General features: G+C 72.9%; 16 protein-coding genes, 1 tRNA gene and 1 pseudogene. 5 read left to right on the forward strand and 13 right to left on the reverse strand.

The window, feature by feature from the left end; genetic code table 11:
- Positions 1-604: 604 nt before the first annotated feature.
- Positions 605-688 (reverse strand) — tRNA-Tyr (locus tag EAD89_RS21530).
- 147 nt (positions 689-835) lie between these two features.
- Between EAD89_RS21530 and EAD89_RS21535 the strand changes: the two genes are divergently transcribed.
- Positions 836-1,330, forward strand: coding sequence for a YajQ family cyclic di-GMP-binding protein (locus tag EAD89_RS21535; protein ID WP_121676982.1), 495 nt, complete (start codon positions 836-838; stop codon positions 1,328-1,330).
- Positions 1,331-1,441: 111 nt separating this feature from the next.
- The gene (locus tag EAD89_RS21540; RefSeq protein WP_121676983.1) at positions 1,442-2,083 is read left to right on the forward strand and encodes an SAM-dependent methyltransferase; all 642 of its coding nucleotides are present in this window, start codon (positions 1,442-1,444) and stop codon (positions 2,081-2,083) included.
- Here EAD89_RS21540 and EAD89_RS21545 read toward each other — a convergent pair.
- Complete coding sequence (locus EAD89_RS21545; RefSeq protein WP_121676984.1) at positions 2,077-2,604, reverse strand: dihydrofolate reductase family protein; 528 nt, start codon at positions 2,602-2,604, stop codon at positions 2,077-2,079. The two genes, EAD89_RS21540 and EAD89_RS21545, sit on opposite strands and share 7 nt — an antisense overlap.
- Before the next feature lie 95 nt (positions 2,605-2,699).
- Between EAD89_RS21545 and EAD89_RS31130 the strand changes: the two genes are divergently transcribed.
- The gene (locus tag EAD89_RS31130) at positions 2,700-3,461 is read left to right on the forward strand and encodes a MerR family transcriptional regulator (RefSeq protein ID WP_233578902.1); all 762 of its coding nucleotides are present in this window, start codon (positions 2,700-2,702) and stop codon (positions 3,459-3,461) included.
- Between the two features lie 53 nt (positions 3,462-3,514).
- Here the strand turns inward: EAD89_RS31130 and EAD89_RS21560 are convergent, their stop codons facing one another.
- The 8 genes from EAD89_RS21560 to EAD89_RS21595 all read right to left on the reverse strand — a co-directional run bounded on the left by EAD89_RS21560 (position 3,515) and on the right by EAD89_RS21595 (position 12,458).
- Positions 3,515-4,774, reverse strand: a complete 1,260-nt coding sequence (locus tag EAD89_RS21560) for an MFS transporter (protein ID WP_121655414.1) — start codon at positions 4,772-4,774, stop codon at positions 3,515-3,517.
- Between the two features lie 142 nt (positions 4,775-4,916).
- On the reverse strand, positions 4,917-5,792 hold the full coding sequence (gene htpX / locus EAD89_RS21565) for a zinc metalloprotease HtpX (protein ID WP_121655420.1): 876 nt from the start codon (positions 5,790-5,792) through the stop codon (positions 4,917-4,919).
- Positions 5,793-5,927: 135 nt separating this feature from the next.
- Entirely contained in the window at positions 5,928-7,418 is a 1,491-nt protein-coding gene (locus EAD89_RS21570; protein WP_121676985.1) for an NADH-quinone oxidoreductase subunit N, read from the reverse strand.
- Entirely contained in the window at positions 7,415-8,923 is a 1,509-nt protein-coding gene (locus tag EAD89_RS21575; protein ID WP_121676986.1) for a NuoM family protein, read from the reverse strand. The genes EAD89_RS21570 and EAD89_RS21575 overlap by 4 nt, the downstream gene beginning before the upstream one ends.
- Positions 8,920-10,857: an NADH-quinone oxidoreductase subunit L gene (locus EAD89_RS21580; RefSeq protein ID WP_121676987.1), complete on the reverse strand. Its 1,938-nt coding sequence runs from the start codon at positions 10,855-10,857 to the stop codon at positions 8,920-8,922. Before EAD89_RS21580 ends, EAD89_RS21575 begins: the two co-directional genes overlap by 4 nt.
- Entirely contained in the window at positions 10,854-11,240 is a 387-nt protein-coding gene (gene nuoK / locus EAD89_RS21585; protein WP_233578904.1) for an NADH-quinone oxidoreductase subunit NuoK, read from the reverse strand. Before nuoK ends, EAD89_RS21580 begins: the two co-directional genes overlap by 4 nt.
- Positions 11,237-11,797, reverse strand: a complete 561-nt coding sequence (locus tag EAD89_RS21590) for an NADH-quinone oxidoreductase subunit J (RefSeq protein WP_121676988.1) — start codon at positions 11,795-11,797, stop codon at positions 11,237-11,239. The genes nuoK and EAD89_RS21590 overlap by 4 nt, the downstream gene beginning before the upstream one ends.
- Before the next feature lie 40 nt (positions 11,798-11,837).
- On the reverse strand, positions 11,838-12,458 hold the full coding sequence (locus EAD89_RS21595) for an NADH-quinone oxidoreductase subunit I (RefSeq protein ID WP_121676989.1): 621 nt from the start codon (positions 12,456-12,458) through the stop codon (positions 11,838-11,840).
- A gap of 94 nt (positions 12,459-12,552) precedes the next feature.
- Here EAD89_RS21595 and EAD89_RS21600 point away from each other — a divergent pair, with 94 nt between their 5' ends.
- Positions 12,553-13,128 carry a Uma2 family endonuclease gene (locus EAD89_RS21600; protein ID WP_121676990.1) on the forward strand — a complete coding sequence of 192 codons (576 nt, stop codon included), beginning with the start codon at positions 12,553-12,555 and terminating at the stop codon, positions 13,126-13,128.
- Here the strand turns inward: EAD89_RS21600 and EAD89_RS21605 are convergent.
- Positions 13,109-13,540 carry an ester cyclase gene (locus tag EAD89_RS21605; protein WP_121676995.1) on the reverse strand — a complete coding sequence of 144 codons (432 nt, stop codon included), beginning with the start codon at positions 13,538-13,540 and terminating at the stop codon, positions 13,109-13,111. The genes EAD89_RS21600 and EAD89_RS21605 overlap by 20 nt on opposite strands.
- Before the next feature lie 174 nt (positions 13,541-13,714).
- On the opposite strand from EAD89_RS21605, the gene EAD89_RS21610 reads away from it, so the two are divergent.
- Positions 13,715-14,734, forward strand: a complete 1,020-nt coding sequence (locus EAD89_RS21610) for a glutathione S-transferase family protein (protein WP_233578906.1) — start codon at positions 13,715-13,717, stop codon at positions 14,732-14,734.
- A gap of 72 nt (positions 14,735-14,806) precedes the next feature.
- Here EAD89_RS21610 and EAD89_RS21615 read toward each other — a convergent pair whose 3' ends face one another.
- Both EAD89_RS21615 and EAD89_RS31135 read right to left on the reverse strand, forming a co-directional pair.
- Positions 14,807-15,769: a complex I subunit 1 family protein gene (locus tag EAD89_RS21615; RefSeq protein ID WP_121656084.1), complete on the reverse strand. Its 963-nt coding sequence runs from the start codon at positions 15,767-15,769 to the stop codon at positions 14,807-14,809.
- Positions 15,769-15,981: pseudogene (locus EAD89_RS31135) on the reverse strand (NADH-quinone oxidoreductase subunit C); the annotation flags it as partial. The gene EAD89_RS21615 and the pseudogene EAD89_RS31135, both read right to left, overlap by 1 nt.

Consider the following 15,981-nt stretch of genomic DNA (forward strand, 5'->3'; position numbering starts at 1 on the left):
GGCACTAGCTGGACCCAGGTTGCCTGGATCGCGCGGTCCTCGCGCTCTCGCTGGAAGCCGCGTGACAGGAATCTTGGATCCAAGGAACCAGCACTGCCGATTTCGCCTGTTATGGATCAAGGCGCCGCGCTTCGCGCGGCGCGGGCGGTGAGCCGGCCGGCGGCAAGCCGCCCCGGCCGCCTCCGGCGCCGGCGCGGAGAGCCACCGACTGCCGCCGGACCGCCGCCCCGAACTCCACTGACCCAGACACAGGACGACCACGGCCAGGCGGCACGGAAGCCGGCAGGTCGACCTGATCGACGGCCAGGGCTTCCGACTGCCGCGCCAGTCCAACCCCAGGACTGGCTTGCCCCCGGGCTACCTCCGAGGCCAGGTAAGCCTCATGGCAGCCTCAGCCGGTCGCTCCAGGCGTGGTTTGCACCGGGCCGGCAACTCCTCGGAGCACGAGCGTTCGCAGCCCCAGAGGAGCCCTGAAGGGCAAGATCGACCTGCCCACGATCTGCCCACAACCAGTCGTCAACGGCTGGACTCAGCCGGACCCGGCCAGACCAACGACAACGGCCCCTGATCAGCATCTCTGCTGGTCAGGGGCCGCATCTGCACCTGGTGGCGGGTAGAGGATTCGAACCTCTGTAGCTTTCGCGACGGATTTACAGTCCGCTCCCATTGGCCGCTCGGGCAACCCGCCAGGGCACCCCACCGCGTCGCAACGCGGCGGCGGAAGCAAGGATAGCGGCTCCACCCGGCACCGACGCAACCGGGTACGGTCAGGGGGTCGTGCCGCCGGTAGGGCGGCCGACGGCAGGCCCAGACCGCCGGACAGCAGGAGCAGAGCATGGCAGCGAACCCGTCGTTCGACATCGTGAGCAAGGTCGACCGCCAGGAGGTTGACAACGCCCTCCGCCAGGCGGAGAAGGAGCTCTCGACGCGGTTCGACTTCCGCGGCACCGGTGCGGAGATCTCCTGGTCGGGCGAGGAGGCGATCGGCCTCCAGGCGGAGACCGAGGAGCGGGTACGCGCCGCGCTGGACGTGTTCAAGGAGAAGCTGGTCAAGCGGAACATCTCGCTGAAGTCGCTGGATGCTGGCGATGCGCGCCCGTCGGGCAAGGTGTTCAAGATCGACTGCAAGGTGATCCAGGGCATCGAGACGGACAAGGCCAAGGCGATCAGCAAGAAGATCCGCGACGAGGGCCCCAAGGGCGTCCAGGCCCAGATCCAGGGCGACCAACTCCGCGTCACCGGCAAGAAGAGGGACGACCTCCAGGCGGTCATCTCGCTGCTCAAGGGCGAGGACTTCGGCGTCGCGCTCCAGTTCACTAACTACCGGTAGGACGGCGACAGCCGGCCGGTTGGACGGATCGACCATGCCTTGTGACCTGGGCACGCATCGGGTCCCCCGGCGGGGCATCGGTGTGAGCTTCGCTCTGGCTAGGTAGCCCGGATGACCGCCCAGACGCACTGGCAGGCGTGGCATGAGCCCTACGCCGACGCGAGCTCTCCGCTGTCGCGTCGGCTGCGGCTGGTCCAGCAGCACATCGCCTCGTGGCTTGATGGGCGTCCCGACGGGCGGCTGACTGTGGTGAGCGCGTGTGCGGGGCAGGGTCATGACCTCATCGGTGTCCTCGCGTCAAGGTCTGATGCTCAGCGCGTACACGGGACCCTGCTTGAGTACGACGCCGGCAATGTGACTGCCGCTCGGGCCGCCGCTGATCAGGCCGGGCTCTCCAAGATGGTGATCAGGCAGGCGGACGCGGGCCAGCTGTCTTCGTATGCGGGGGCGGTTCCGGCTGATCTGGTGCTCATGGTCGGGGTCTTCGGCAACATCTCGGACGCCGACGTCGAGCAAACCATTGCCGCCCTGCCCCGGCTGTGTGCTGAGGGCGCCACCGTGATCTGGACCAGGACGCGGCGAGACCCGGACCTGACCCCAGCAGTACGGGAGTGGCTTCGGGATGCCGGCTTCGTGGAGCAGGCGTTCCACGCTCCGGACGACGTTCGGTTCGCTGTCGGCGTCCACCGGTTCGAAGGTCCTCCGCGGCCGCTGGACCCGCCGGGAGCCGTCTTCACGTTCCCGGCTCAGTAGGTGACGCGGTACCAGTGCGCGGTCTCGCCGGGAATCGGCGCCAGCCGCACCGTGGTCCCTCCCGGCTGGTCGAACATGCGCACCCCGTCACCGAGCAGCACCGGGGCGAAGAACATCAGGATCTCGTCGAGCAGCCCGGCCTCGATGCACTGTTTGGCGACGTTCGCGCCGAGCACGTTCACATACTTGTCTCCGGCGGCATCCTTGGCCTGCGCGACGGCGGTGTGCAGGTCGCCGGCGAACGTGACGTCCGGGACGGGCTCGGCCGGCGGCCGGTGGGTGAGCACGACGACCGGTCCGTGGTACTGGCCGCCGAAGGCCCCCTCGCTGTCGGTGCCGCGGTTCGGGTCGTCGCCGCCGAAGGTGTTGTTGCCGGCCAGGATCGCGCCGACGTTGGCCAACAGGTGGTCCGCCGTCGGGTTCTCGCCGACGAGGTGCTCGGTCAGCCAGGACATGTCACCGCCGGGGCCGGCGATGTAGCCGTCGAGCGACGCCGTCGCGGAGTACAGCAGCTTCGCCATGGGTCTCCTTCCACCGGTCGGTCCGGTAGACCGTCTGGAGCCGCACCGGGTGCGGGCTTGCATCCGGTACCCGGGTACGGGCTTACCGTCGAGTGGTGAGCGACCGACACCCCGGAACGGACGATACGTGGGTTCCCGACTCCTGCCGCCTGCCCGCGGCCGAGCAACCCGTCCGCCTCGCCGAGTTCGACCGCTTCTTCGCCGACGTCGTCCGACGGCTCGACCGGCCGTCCGCGCAGCTCCTGCGGCTGCATCTGGTCGGCACGGCGGAGGCCGAGCGCAGCGCCCGGGATCTGTCCGCCCGCGAGTCGGCGTGCTGCTCGTTCTTCACCTTCGACGTCACCCGGTCCGGCCCGGACGCGCTGACGCTCGACGTACGGGTGCCGGCCTCGCATGTGGGTGTCCTCGACGCCCTCGCGGAGCGGGCGCGCCCCGCCGGGGTGCCCGGGTCCTGGTTGCGCAGCGGTCAGCTGGCCAGCGCCGCGGGTGTGAACCCGCAGACGCTGCGCTACTACGAACGTCGCGGCCTGCTGGCGGCACCACGGCGCTCGCCCGGTGGGCACCGGCTGTACCCGGTGGAGGCGGTCACCCGGCTGCGGATCATCAAGACCGCGCAGCGGCTCGGCTTCACCCTCGGCGAGGTCGCCGACCTGCTCCACGCCGGTCAGCGCCAGCGCCGCCCGAGCAACGGCGGACTGCCGGCTCAGGCCGCCGTGAAGCTGGCCGAGGTGGAACAACGGCTGGCCGACCTCACGGCCGTCCGGGACTCCCTGCGGGCGGCGATCTCGGCGGGCTGTGACGACCTGGTCGAATGCGCCGGCAGCTCCTGCTGCCCGCTGCCGTTCGAGCAGGCCTGACCGCACGAGGCAGGCAGGCAGGGGGGTCAGGCGGTGACGGGCAGGCAGGTGGGTCAGGCGGCGACGGGCTCGTCGGTGCGTACCGTCGAGATTTCCGCGCGGGCGATGGGCCCGGCGGGCAGCGCGGCGACCGCGGCCCCGACGGCGACCGACGCCCCCGCGAACAGGAACGCCCACGGCACACCGCCGGCGTGGTCCACGATCAGGCCGGCCACCGCGCCGCCGGCGGCGCTCGCCGCCACCGACATGGTCACCACCCAGGTGTACGCCTCGTTCAGCATGCTGGCCGGCGCGATCCGGCCGACCAGGGTGTTCTCCAGGGTCAGGGCGGGTGCGATGGTGGCCCCGCCGACGACCAGGGCGACGCCCAGCGCCAGTGGCGTGGGCATGACCGCGAACACCACGAAGGTGCCGGCGAGCGCGGCGAGCAGCATGGCGAACTGCCGGGTCATGTTCGGTGACGGCCGGCGAACACCGAACCAGAATCCGCCGATCGCGCTGCCGATCCCCCAGACCGCCAGCAGGATCCCGGCCAGGCTCTCCGGGTCGTCGGCGGTGTAGTTGCCGGCGTACGCCGGAACGATCACGCCGGCGGCGCCGAACGCGATGCCGAGGCTGGCCACGCAGACCAGCAGGGCCGGGAAGCCACCCACCCGCAGCGGGCCGAGCCCACGAGCGTGGTGCTCGCGCGAGTGCGGACGCCAGCCGCGCATCACCCGGCCGAGGGCCACGGCGGTGGTGCCGACCAGGGTGACCACGGCCGCTCCGATGAGCGCGGCTGCCGCGTCGGCGAACAGCACGAACCCGGCGACGAGCAGCGGGCCGAGCACGAAGACGATCTCGAACAACGAGGTCTCCGCGGCCAGGGCGGTGTTGCGCAGGTGGAACCGGTCGGAGCCGGGGCCGGTCAGGTCGTTCCACGCGCCACGGATCGCGGCGGTGAGCGGCGGGTAGGTCGCCCCGGCGACGCCGGCGGCCAGGTAGATGGCGGCAAGGGCGTCGTCGCCCGACCGGCTGGCCAGCAGCAGCCCGATCAGCGCCAGCGGGTGGGCCACGGCGGTGACCAGCAGAACCGGGCTCGGGCCGACCCGGTCGGCGATCCGACCGGCCACCGGGCTGAGCGCGGCACCGGCGACGGCGTAGATCCCGCCGGCCACGGCGGCGAGCGAGTATCGCCCGGTCACCTGCTCGACCACCAGCAGCAGCGCCAGCGGGGTCATACCGATCCCGAGCCGGCCGATGATGCCGGTGACCAGCAGCATCGGCGCGCCGGGGATCCGCCAGACACCCAGATACTGGCGCAGTGCGGACACCGTGAACCTCCGAGGAATGTAATGAGCGTGAGCCGTTACGACCCTAACGCCGGCGATGGTCGAGAGGTACCGGATATCGCGGTCGACACAGCACTCCGCCCGCACCCAGAGCGGGTGCGGGCGGAGGTGGGCAATCAGCGGGTCAGCGCTGGAACTGCACCGGCCCCGCGTTGGCGGCCATCTGCTCCAGCCGGGCGACCCGGTCCTCCATCTTGGGGTGGGTGGAGAAGAGCGCGGCCACACCGCCGCCCCGGAACGGGTTGGCGATCATGAGGTGCGCGGTGCTGGTGAGCTGTCCCTGTGCCGGCAGCGGCCGCCGTCGGGCCACCGCATCGATCTTGCGAAGCGCGCTCGCGAGGGCCAGCGGGTCACGACTCAACTCAGCGCCCGAGGCGTCCGCCTGGAACTCGCGGCTCCGGCTGATCGCCAACTGGATGACGGTGGCCGCGATCGGCCCCAGGATCAGGGTCAACAGCAGCACGGCCGGGTTCGGCCGGTCCTCGTCGTCCCCACCGCCCAGCGGGATGAAGAAGGCGATGTTCGCCAGGAACGTGATGATGCCGGCCAGACCGGCCGCCACGCTGGAGATCAGGATGTCCCGGTTGTAGACGTGTGACAGCTCGTGCCCGATCACACCGCGCAGCTCGCGGTAGTCGAGGATCTCGGTGATGCCCTGGGTCACGCAGACCGCCGCGTGCTCCGGGTTGCGACCCGTGGCGAACGCGTTGGGCTGCGCGGTCGGGCTCACGTAGAGCCGTGGCATCGGCTTCTGCGCCTCGGTCGCCAGTTCCCGAACCATCCGGTACAGCTCGGGGAACTCCGCCTCGCTGACCGGTTGCGCCCGCATCGAGCGCAGCGCGAGCTTGTCGGAGTAGAAGTAGGAAACGCCGTTCATGACCAACGACACGAGGACGGCGATGACCAGGCCGCCACTGCCGCCGAACCCGTAGCCCACCGCCAGGATCAGGGCGGTGAGCAGGCCGAGCAGCGCGGCGGTCTTCAGACGGTTGTGGTGCACGATCACTCCTTCGGTGCACGGATCGCCGGGATCCGCTGACCGGTGCAACAACCCGGTACCCGCCAACCATCCGTCTCAACGCTGAGAGTTGGCTGAGATCCGCCCGGTCGAGCCGCCGGAGCGGGCCGGCGGGGGTCAGCGGCCGGCCAGGTCCAGCACCAGTTGCGGGGCGACACCGAGCACCACGGCGGCCACCGTGGCCACCGCCAGCACCACGCCCACCACCCCCACCAGGGGTACGGCCGCCGCGCCACCGGGCAGCGTCGGGGCCGGCGCCGGCGTCGGCGCCCACAGGGCCGCGGTCACGCGCAGGTAGTAGGCCAGCCCGATCACCGCGTTCACCGCCACCACCAGCGCCAACCAGGCGGCGTCGCCGTCCAGCAGCGCCCGGACCACGGTCACCTTCGCGAACAGCCCGGCCAGCCCGGGAGGCAGACCGGCCAGGCCGACCAGCGCGAGACCCAGCGCCGCCGCCCGCCACGGGTGCCGGCGGGCAGCGCCGCGCAGGTCGTCCAGCGTGCCGCCGTCCGCACCCGCCGGGCGCAACGCGGTCACCCCCGCGAACGCGGCCAGCTCCAGGACCACGAAGAACACGGTGTACGCCACGGCGGCGGCGTACGCGGCATCCCGGGCCTCGACGGTACGACCGGCGGCCAGCGCCAGCGCGCCCAGCGGGGCGAGGATGTAGCCGGCCTGCGCGACCGATGACCAGGCGAGCAGCCGGACGGTACGCCGCTGGCGCAGGGCGACCAGGTTGCCGACGGTCATGGTGAGCACCGCGAGCAGCGCGAGCACCGGACCGGTCTGGTCGGCCGGCAACGCGCGCTGCACCACGGCGAGCAGCGCCGCCACCCCGCCGAGCTTCGACGCCGTGGACAGGTACGCGGCCACCGGCAGCGGAGCGCCGTCGTAGGTGGCCGGCGCCCAGGCGTGGAACGGCACCGCCGCCACCTTGAAGGCCAGCCCGAGCAGCAGCAACGCCACCGCGGCGGTGGTCAGCGGCAGGTCCCGCAGCTCCGCCCGTTCGGCGAGCAGCGCGCCCAGCCGGTCCAGGTGCAGCCCGCCGGTCACCGCGTACAGCAGCGCGGCGCCGAGCAGGCTCAGCGTGGTGGCCACCACGCTGACCACGAAGAAGGTGACCGCCGCCTCGGCGCTGGCCAGGCTCCCCCGCCGCAGACCGACCAGCACGTACAGCGGCAGGGTCAGCGTCTCCAGGGCGACGATCAGGGTGATCAGGTCACCGGCCGCACCGAGCACCACGCCGCCGGTCATCGAGCAGGCGAGCAGGAAGCAGAACTCCCCCACCGGCGACCGGCCGGCCCGCAGCGCCGGCACGGACAACCCGAGCACGCCCAGGGTGAGCAGCGCCACCACCGCGCCGACCAGGGCGGCCCGGCCGCCGAAGATCCAGGAACAGTCGGCGCCGACGCAGAACGTCCGCCGCTCCCCACCCGCACCGACCAGGGCGGCACCGACGGCGGTGCCGAGCGCGCCGAGCGCGGCCACGACGACCGTGGCCCGCGGTCGGGCCAGCAGCAGGTCCGTGATGAGCACGAGCACGGCGGTGCCGGCCGCCAGATAGGCCGGCAGCAGCGCCACGCTGTCCACGCTCTGCACGACGTTCACGGGAGGATCACCCCCACCAGGGCGTTGACCGGGGCCTCGGCGACCCCGAGGACCAACGCCGGGGCCAGCCCGATGGCCAGCGCGAGCAGCACCAGCGGCGCCCACGCGGTCAGCTCCGCCCCCGCGAGGGCGGGACCGACCCGGCCGACGGCGGTGCTCGGCCGGCCATGGGTGACGCGGCGCAGCAGCCGCAGGAAGTACGCGGCGGTGAGCGCGCCACCGAACGCGGCCAGCACCCCGAGGGTGGTCCAGAGCGGGCCACCCACCTGGATCGCCGCGATCACCGCGAACGCCTCCCCCCAGAAGCCGGCCAACCCGGGCAGGCCGAGCGACGCGACAGCCGCGAACGCGAGCAGGCCGGCCAGCCGGGGCGCGGTCTCCCGCAGCCCGGACAGCTCGGCCAGGCTGCCCGTGCCGGTACGGTCCTTCACCGCGCCGGCCAGGAAGAACAGCAGGCCGGTGATCACGCCGTGCGCGACGTTGCCGATCAGCGCCGCCTGGATGCCGGTCGTGGTCAGCGTGGCCACGCCCAGCAGCACGAAGCCCATGTGACCGACACTGGAGTACGCGATCAGCCGCTTGATCTCGTCCTGCGCGAGGCAGACCAGCGAGCCGATCAGGATCGCGGCCACGGCCAGCACGCCGAGCACCGGCGCCGCCCAGCGGGCGCCCTCCGGCGCCACCCCCACCGCCACCCGGATCAGGCCGTACGTGCCCATCTTGAGCAGCACCCCGGCCAGCACGACACTGCCCACCGTGGGTGCCTGGGTGTGCGCGTCGGGCAGCCAGGAGTGCAACGGCCAGAGCGGGCTCTTCACCGCGAACGCGAGCGCGAGCAGGGTGAACGCGGCGATCTGGGTGCCTCGGGACAACCCGCCGCCACCGGTCAGCGCCACCACGTCGGCGGTGCCCGCGGCGGCGACCACGACGTACACGCCGACGAGCAGCAGCACCGAGCCGAGCAGGGTGTAGAGCGCGAACTTGCGGGCCGCCCGACGCCGGTCCGCGCCGCCCCAGCCGGCGATGATCGCGTACATCGGCAGCAGGACGACCTCGAAGAAGAGGAAGAACAGCACCAGGTCCAGGGCGAGGAAGGTGCCCAGGATGCCCACCTCGACCACCAGCAGCAGCGCCACCAGCGCCCGACCGCTGCCGCCGCCCGGCACCCGCCACAGCGTGTACGCGCAGCACAGCAGCGTGAGCAGCGCGGTCAGCACCACCAGCGGCCAGGAGATGCCGTCGACGCCGAGGTGAAAGCGCAGATCCAGGCCGGGCACCCACGGCAGGTCCAGTTCGTGCCAGGGCCGCACCGCCGGCGCCCCTGCCGACCAGGCGAACCAGCTCCGGCCCCCGAACACCAGCGGCACCGCGGCCAGCAGGGTCAGCGCCGCCGCGACCGTGCCGACCAGCCGGGCAGCCCGGTCCCGCGGTGTCGCCGCCACCGCGACCGCGCCGAGCGCCGGCAGCACCAGCACAGCGACCAGCAGCACCTGCCCGAAGCTCATCGGTTTCCTCCGATCAGGGCGGCTGCCAGCCCGATCAACAGCGCACCGGCCAGCACCCCGGCCGCGGCGCGCGGCAGTGCCGCCCGGTGCAGCGCGGCGAGCCCGGCGCCCAGGCCGGACGCGGCCCGACCGCTGCCCTCGACCGCGCCGTCCACGACCACCTCGTCGCCGGTGCGCGCGGCCCGGGCAAGTGCCCGGAACGGGCGTACCACCAGGGCGTGCTGGACGTCGTCGAGCCGGAACGCGCGGGCGAAGAGCGGCCGCAGCGGGCCCAGCGCGGCCGCCGGGTCGGCGGCGGTGTCCCGGCGCCAGCCCAGCAGCACCAGCCCCGCGCCGACCAGGAGCAGCACGAGCGGCAGCAGCAGCCCCGGCCCGAGGTGGACCAGGCCGTCCTCCGCGCCCGCCACCGGCACGGTGGCGAACCGCAGCCGGTCGGCGAACGCCCCGAGGAACCCGGCCAGGCCGAGCAGCGCGGCCGGCACGGCCAGGAGCAGCACCGGCCAGCGCAGCACCGCCGGCGGGTCGTGCGGCCGGACCAGCGGCAGCCGCGGCTCGCCGAAGAAGGCCCGCAGCAGCAGTCGGCCCGCGTACCAGGCGGTGATCGCCACACCGGTCAGCCCGGCCAGCCAGACCAGCCAGCCCACCCAGGACGGCGCCGGGCCGGTGCCCTCCCGCGCGGCCGCCTCGGCGACCGTCAGCACGCCGTCCTTGCTCCAGAAGCCGGCCAACGGCGGCACCCCGGCCAGCGCGCCCAGGCCCACCACCGTGCACCAGAAGGTCACCGGCATGCTGCGGCGCAGCCCGCCCATCTCCGACATCAGGGTGCTGCCCACCGCGTGGATCACCGCGCCCGCGGCGAGGAACAGCAGCGCCTTGAACGCGGCGTGGGTCAGCAGGTGGAACAGCGCCGCCGACGGCGAGCCGACCGCCAGCGCGCCGGTCATGTAGCCCAGTTGGGACACGGTCGACCAGGCCAGCACCCGCTTGATGTCGTCCTGCGCGGTGGCGGCGAGCGCGCCGAGCAGCAGGGTGATCGACCCGATCACCCCGAGCACGGTCAGCGTCACCGGCGCGGCCGTGAACAGCGGATAGAGGCGGGTCACCGCGTACACCCCGGCGGCGACCATCGTCGCGGCGTGGATGAGCGCGGAGATCGGCGTCGGGCCGGCCATCGCGTCCGGCAGCCAGGTGTGCAGCGGGAACTGCGCGCTCTTGCCGGCCACACCGGCCAGCAGCAGCAGGCCGGCGGCGGTCAGGGTCGCCGTGGAGTGGTCGTGGGCGAGCACGTCGGCGATCCGGAAGCTGCCCGCCGACACACCGAGCAGCGCGATGCCGAGCAGGAACCCGACGTCACCGACGCGGGTCACCAGGAACGCCTTCATCGCGGCGGCGGGCGCGCCGGGCAGCCGGCGGTCGTGGGCGATGAGCAGGTACGAGCAGAGGCCCATCACCTCCCAGCCGACAAGCAGCATGACCAGGTCGCCGGCGACCACCACCAGCAGCATCGCGGCGGTGAAGAGACTGATCTGCGCGGCGTACGGCGGGTAGCGGTGGTCCACGTCGACGTCGTCGTGCGGACCGCGCCGCAGGTAGCCGATCGAATAGACCTGCACGGCCAGGGCGACCGCGGTGACCGCCACCGCGACCAGCGCGGCGGCGCCGTCCAGCCGGACGCCCAGGGTCACCGTCAGCCCACCGAGGTCGACCCAGGTGGTCGACGTCTCCTCGGGTCGATCGACCGTCAGCAGGAGCGCGACGGCCAGCGCGAGCGCCCCCGCCGCGCCGGTCACCCCGAGGGCGACGGCCACCCGCCGGGCCCGGTCACCGCCTCCCGCACCGGTGGCGGGCTGGCGCGGAGCCGGCGGCAGCAGCAGGCCGACCAGCCCGGCGACCAGCGGTACGGCGGGCAGCAACGCGCCCAGCACCCCGCTCACCGGCCCACCTCCGTGTCACGGCCGGCGGCGCTGACGGCGGCCGGCTCCGGCGCGCCGCCGGTCCGCGGCGACTCGGCGGGCTCGGTCAGCGGTACCTCGTCCACGGCCACGCTGGCGCGCAGCCGGTAGAGCTGGAGAACGATCGCCAGCCCCACCCCGATCTCGGCGGCGGCGAGGACGATGACGAAGAGCGCGAAGACCTGACCGGAATGCGGCAGCACGGCGCGGACGGCGGTGTCCGCGGTGACCAGGATCAGGTTCACCGCGTTGAGCATCAGCTCCACCGCCATCAGCACCAGCACCGCGTTGCGCCGGCGCAGCACGCCGTAGACGCCGAGGCCGAACAGCAGCGCGGCGGTGACGTATGGGATGACCGGTCTCACCGGCGCCCCCCGGAATCCACGTCCTGGCTCGGCACGCCGTCCGGCGCCGGGCCGGGCCGGCCGATGTCCGGCCGGGACAGCACCACCGCGCCCACCAGCGCCGACAGCAGCAGCACGGAGAGCACCTCGAACGGCAGCACCCACGACCGGAAGATCTGCTCCCCCAGCCGCTCCGCGGTGCCGGCGCCAGCGCCGGTCAGCTCAACCGTGCTCCACCGGTACGCGTCGACCAGCAGGACGGTCAGCCCCAGCCCGGCGCCGCCACCGATCAGCGCGGCCGGCCAGCCCGGCCGGTCCAGGTCGTCGGAGGCGCCGATCGGCGCCCGGGTCAGCATCACCGCGAACAGCAGGAGCACCACCACCGCGCCCACGTAGATCAGCACCTGCACCCAGGCCACCAGCTCGGCGCCGAGCACGAGATAGTCCCCGGCCAGCGCGCCCAGACAGACCACCAGGTAGAGCCCGGCCCGGACCAGGTGTTTTGTGGTCACCACCAGCACACCGGCGCCGACCGCCACCGCGCCGAGGGCGAGCAGCAGCACATCAGCGCCGGTCACCGGGCCACCCTCCCGGTTCGCGTCGCCGCGCGCCGCGCCGTCACGACGCCGGACCCGGGTCGGCGCCGGGCTCCGGGCGTACCGCAGGCGGGACCGGACGTGCGGCGGCCGCCTTGCGCGCGGCGGCCGTCTCCTCCTTGGCCGGCTCGCCGTTCGGGTCGTGCGCGGGCGGCGGCGGGACGGTGGCCATCCACTGACCGAGGTGGTCCTTGTCGTGCAGCAGGTCCTTGATGTCGTACTCGGCGTACTCGAACTCGGGCGACCAGTAGAGCGCGTCGAACGGGCAGACCTCGATGCAGATGCCGCAGTACATGCAGAGCGAGAAGTCGATGTCGAACTTGTCGAGCACGTTGCGCTGACGGGGGCGGGCGGCGCCGGGCACCGCCACCTCCTCCTTGTGCGAGTCGATGTAGATGCACCAGTCCGGACACTCGCGGGCGCAGAGCATGCAGACCGTGCAGTTCTCCTCGGACAGCGCGATCACGCCGCGGGAGCGGGGCGGCAGCTCGGGGGCGACGTCCGGGTACTGCTGGGTGGTCGAGCGGCTGGTCATCGTCTTGAGGGTGACCGCCAGCCCCTTCACCAGACCCGCGCCGGGGAGGCCGCGCTCGGTGCCACCGGCCGCACCGCCGTGCTCGCTGGGGTCGTTCATGTCGACCATCCTGCCCTGTGGCCCCCGCGCGCGCGACCACCACCCGTGGGTCGACGGCGGTACCGTGGTCGCGGGGAGAACGACGCACCTGGAAGGACCCGCCATGACCGCCGCGCTGCAGAGCGACTACCCGCCCGAGGGCGGGTGGACGACAGACGATCTGGATGCGCTGCCCGAGGATGGCCGCCGCCGGGAACTGCTCGATGGAGTGCTGCTGATGTCCCTCTCCCCCACCCGCACGCACCAGACCATCGCTGGCCGCCTGATGGTCGCGCTCGAAGCAGACTGTCCCGACGGGTACGACGTCACCCAGGGCGTCGAGGTGCGGATCAACCGCACCCGCTCCTTCATCCCCGACGTGCTGGTCACCACGGCGGCCGCGGCGGCGCGTGAGCCGTCGCGGTACGAGCCGCACGAGGTGGTGCTCGCCGTCGAGATCGTCTCCCCGAGCACCCGCTCGATCGACCGGGTGCTGAAGCCGGCCCTCTACGCCCAGGCCGGGATCCCGTTCTACTGGCGGGTCGAGACGGAGGAAGGCGCGCTGGAGGTCATCACCTACCGGATCGACGCGGTGAACGAGGTCTACACCGAGACCGGGCGGTGGACGAAGTTCGTCGACACCGGCGAGCCCTTCCCGATCAACCTGCCGATCAGCCGGATCACGCCCCGGAGCCGGTGACGCCGCCGGTGGGCGGGAGCATCTCGACGCCGAGCTGCTGGAGTAGCTGGAACAGCTCGTTGCAGCTCCACACCTCGACGATCCGGCCCGCCGCGTCGAAGCGCAGGAACGTCGCCCCGGAGTAGCTGACCACCTGCCCGGTCGGCGGCACCGGCCCGAACTGCCCCGCCTGGGTGCCGGCCGCCCGCCAGTGCACGGCCACCCGCTCGCCGGCGGCCACCACGTCCACGATCTTGTAGCGCAGATCCGGGAAGGCCGCCCGCCGCTCCCGGTGCCAGGCCAGCGTCGCCTCCGGCCCGGTGCCGCCCAGCCCCGGGCATTCCTCGGCGATCAGCTCGTACGCGGACTCCTCCCGGCGGGCGTTCCACACGTCGGCGATGAAACGCCGGGCCGCCGCCTCCACATCCGTCATGCCGGCAGGTTAACCGGCGCCGTCGCACCGGGCCCGGTCCCGGCCGGGACGCGGGACCGCAGCCGGGGTCGGATCGGGACGTGGGACCGGCGGTCAGGTTGGGCAGCGGCGAGCCGGCGGGCCGGAGATCAGCGAGGATGGGAACCGAAGACGATTCCGGACCGGGAGGGCGACGTGGGCGAGGAAACAGGCGGAAAGTACGTCGAGCCGGGCGGTGAGTTCACCCGGGACCAGCGGTACATCGCCACCCGGATCACGGCGGACGGGCGGGACGGGTACCCGGTGGAGCCGGGCCGGTACCGGCTGGCGGTCAGCCGGGCCTGCCCGTGGGCCAACCGCCTGATCATCGTGCGGCGGCTGCTCGGTCTGGAGGACGCCATCTCGATGGCGGTGGCCGGCCCCACCCACGACGCCCGAAGCTGGACCTTCGACCTCGACCCGGACGGCCGGGACCCGGTGCTCGGCATCGAGCGCATCCAGGAGGCGTACTTCAAGCGCTTCCCCGGCTACGAGCGGGGCATCACCGTGCCGGCGATCGTCGACGTGCCGACCGGGCAGGTGGTGACCAACGACTACGCGCAGATGAGCCTCGACCTGTCCACGCAGTGGGGCCCGTACCACCGCGAGGGCGCGCCGCAGCTCTACCCCGACCACCTGCGGGCGCAGATCGACGAGGTCAACGACGTGGTGTTCCGGGACGTCAACAACGGCGTCTACCGGTGCGGCTTCGCCGGCAGCCAGGAGGCGTACGACAAGGCGTACCACCGGTTGTTCGACCGGCTGGACTGGTTGTCCGGGCGGCTGACCAACCAGCGCTACCTGGTCGGCGACACCATCACCGAGGCCGACGTGCGGCTCTTCACCACACTGGTCCGCTTCGACCCGGTCTACCACGGCCACTTCAAGTGCAACCGGCAGAAGTTGACCGAGATGCCGGTGCTCTGGGCGTACGCCCGGGACCTGTTCCAGACCCCGGGGTTCGGGGACACCATCGACTTCGACCACATCAAGCGGCACTACTACGAGGTGCACCGGGACATCAACCCGACCGGGATCGTCCCCCTCGGCCCCGACCTGTCCAACTGGCTCACCCCGCACGGCCGGGAATCGCTCGGCGGTCGCCCGTTCGGCGACGGGACGCCGCCACCGCCCCCGGCGGAGCCCGTCGATCCCGCGCACACCCCGCTGCGCTGAGCGGTCGGGTACGCCCTCGGGCGGCGGAGGTGGCCGGCGCCGGAGGTGGTCGTAAGACGCTTTCGAGCTGATCTACAGGGCGATGCGGACGGCGGCGGTGAGGACCAGCTGCGCGAGGGAGGCCGGCACCAGCACCAGCCAGCAGAGGCGTTGGAGCTGGTCCTCGCGCAGCCGCGGGTAGGACACCCGGAGCCAGATGATCACGAAGGCCACGGCGAAGACCTTGAGCAGCGTCCAGAGCCAGCCCAGCTGGTCGTCGGCGAACGGGCCCTGCCAGCCGCCGAGGAACAGCACCGTGGTCAGCGCCGCGATCACCACGATGCCGACGTACTCGGCGAGCAGGAAGAACGCGAAGCGCAGGCCCGTGTACTCGGTCATGTACCCGAAGACCAGCTCGGAGTCGGCCACCGGCATGTCGAACGGGGGCCGGCGGATCTCGGCCAGGCCGGCGACGAAGAAAATGATCATCGCGGGCGCCTGCCAGAGCAGCCACCACGGTTGCCACGCCGCGACGATGCCGGAGAGGCTGAGCGTGCCCGCCGCCATCGCCACCGACGCTGCGGCCAGCACCAGCGGCAGCTCGTAGCCGAGCAGCTGGGCCGCCCCGCGCAGCCCGCCGAGCAGGCTGTACTTGTTGGCCGACGCCCAGGCCGACATGAGCACCGCCACCACGCCGACGCCGACCACGGCCAGCACGAAGAACAGGCCGATGTCCAGCGGCTGCCCGACCAGGTCGTTCGGGCCGAGCGGGATGACCAGCAGCACCAGCAGGTAGGGCACCAGGGCCACCGCCGGCGCCAGCCGGAACACGGCCCGGTCCGCCTCACGCGGGGTGATGTCCTCCTTCTGCACGAACTTGACCCCGTCGGCCACGAGCTGCGCCCAGCCGTGGAAGCCGCCCGCGTACATCGGCCCGAGCCGGCCCTGCATGTGCGCCATCACCTTGTGCTCGGCCTGTCCCACCAGCAACGGCAGGGTGAGGAACGCGACCAGCACGCCGCCCACCCGCAGCACCAGCTCCACCCAGAGCGGCATCAGGCCGTACCCCCGTCGTCGTCGGTCCGGTCGCCGCGCGCCGGCGGGTCCGCGACCGGGTCGCCCGGGTTCGCGCCGGGCGCCGGTTGGTCGGACGCTGCCGGGTCGTCGGCGACGCCGGCAGACCGGGGAGTACGCGCCGGACGGGCCCCCGGAGCGGGCCGCGCCGGCCGCTCACCGGCCGGTCTGGCCGGGGTGCCGCCGCGCGGGCC

The sequence above is a fragment of the Micromonospora sp. BL4 genome, assembly GCF_003667505.1.
GTDB lineage: Bacteria > Actinomycetota > Actinomycetes > Mycobacteriales > Micromonosporaceae > Micromonospora.

Bases quoted from the DNA above. Each gene is read 5' to 3' on its own strand.
- EAD89_RS21545 (WP_121676984.1), bottom strand. From the start codon at position 2,604: ATGGCGAAGCTGCTGTACTCCGCGACGGCGTCGCTCGACGGCTACATC.
- EAD89_RS21540 (WP_121676983.1), top strand. From the start codon at position 1,442: ATGACCGCCCAGACGCACTGGCAGGCGTGGCATGAGCCCTACGCCGAC.
- EAD89_RS21615 (WP_121656084.1), bottom strand. From the start codon at position 15,769: ATGCCGCTCTGGGTGGAGCTGGTGCTGCGGGTGGGCGGCGTGCTGGTC.
- EAD89_RS21595 (WP_121676989.1), bottom strand. From the start codon at position 12,458: ATGGTCGACATGAACGACCCCAGCGAGCACGGCGGTGCGGCCGGTGGC.
- EAD89_RS21575 (WP_121676986.1), bottom strand. From the start codon at position 8,923: ATGAGCTTCGGGCAGGTGCTGCTGGTCGCTGTGCTGGTGCTGCCGGCG.
- EAD89_RS21605 (WP_121676995.1), bottom strand. From the start codon at position 13,540: ATGACGGATGTGGAGGCGGCGGCCCGGCGTTTCATCGCCGACGTGTGG.
- EAD89_RS21600 (WP_121676990.1), top strand. From the start codon at position 12,553: ATGACCGCCGCGCTGCAGAGCGACTACCCGCCCGAGGGCGGGTGGACG.
- EAD89_RS21535 (WP_121676982.1), top strand. From the start codon at position 836: ATGGCAGCGAACCCGTCGTTCGACATCGTGAGCAAGGTCGACCGCCAG.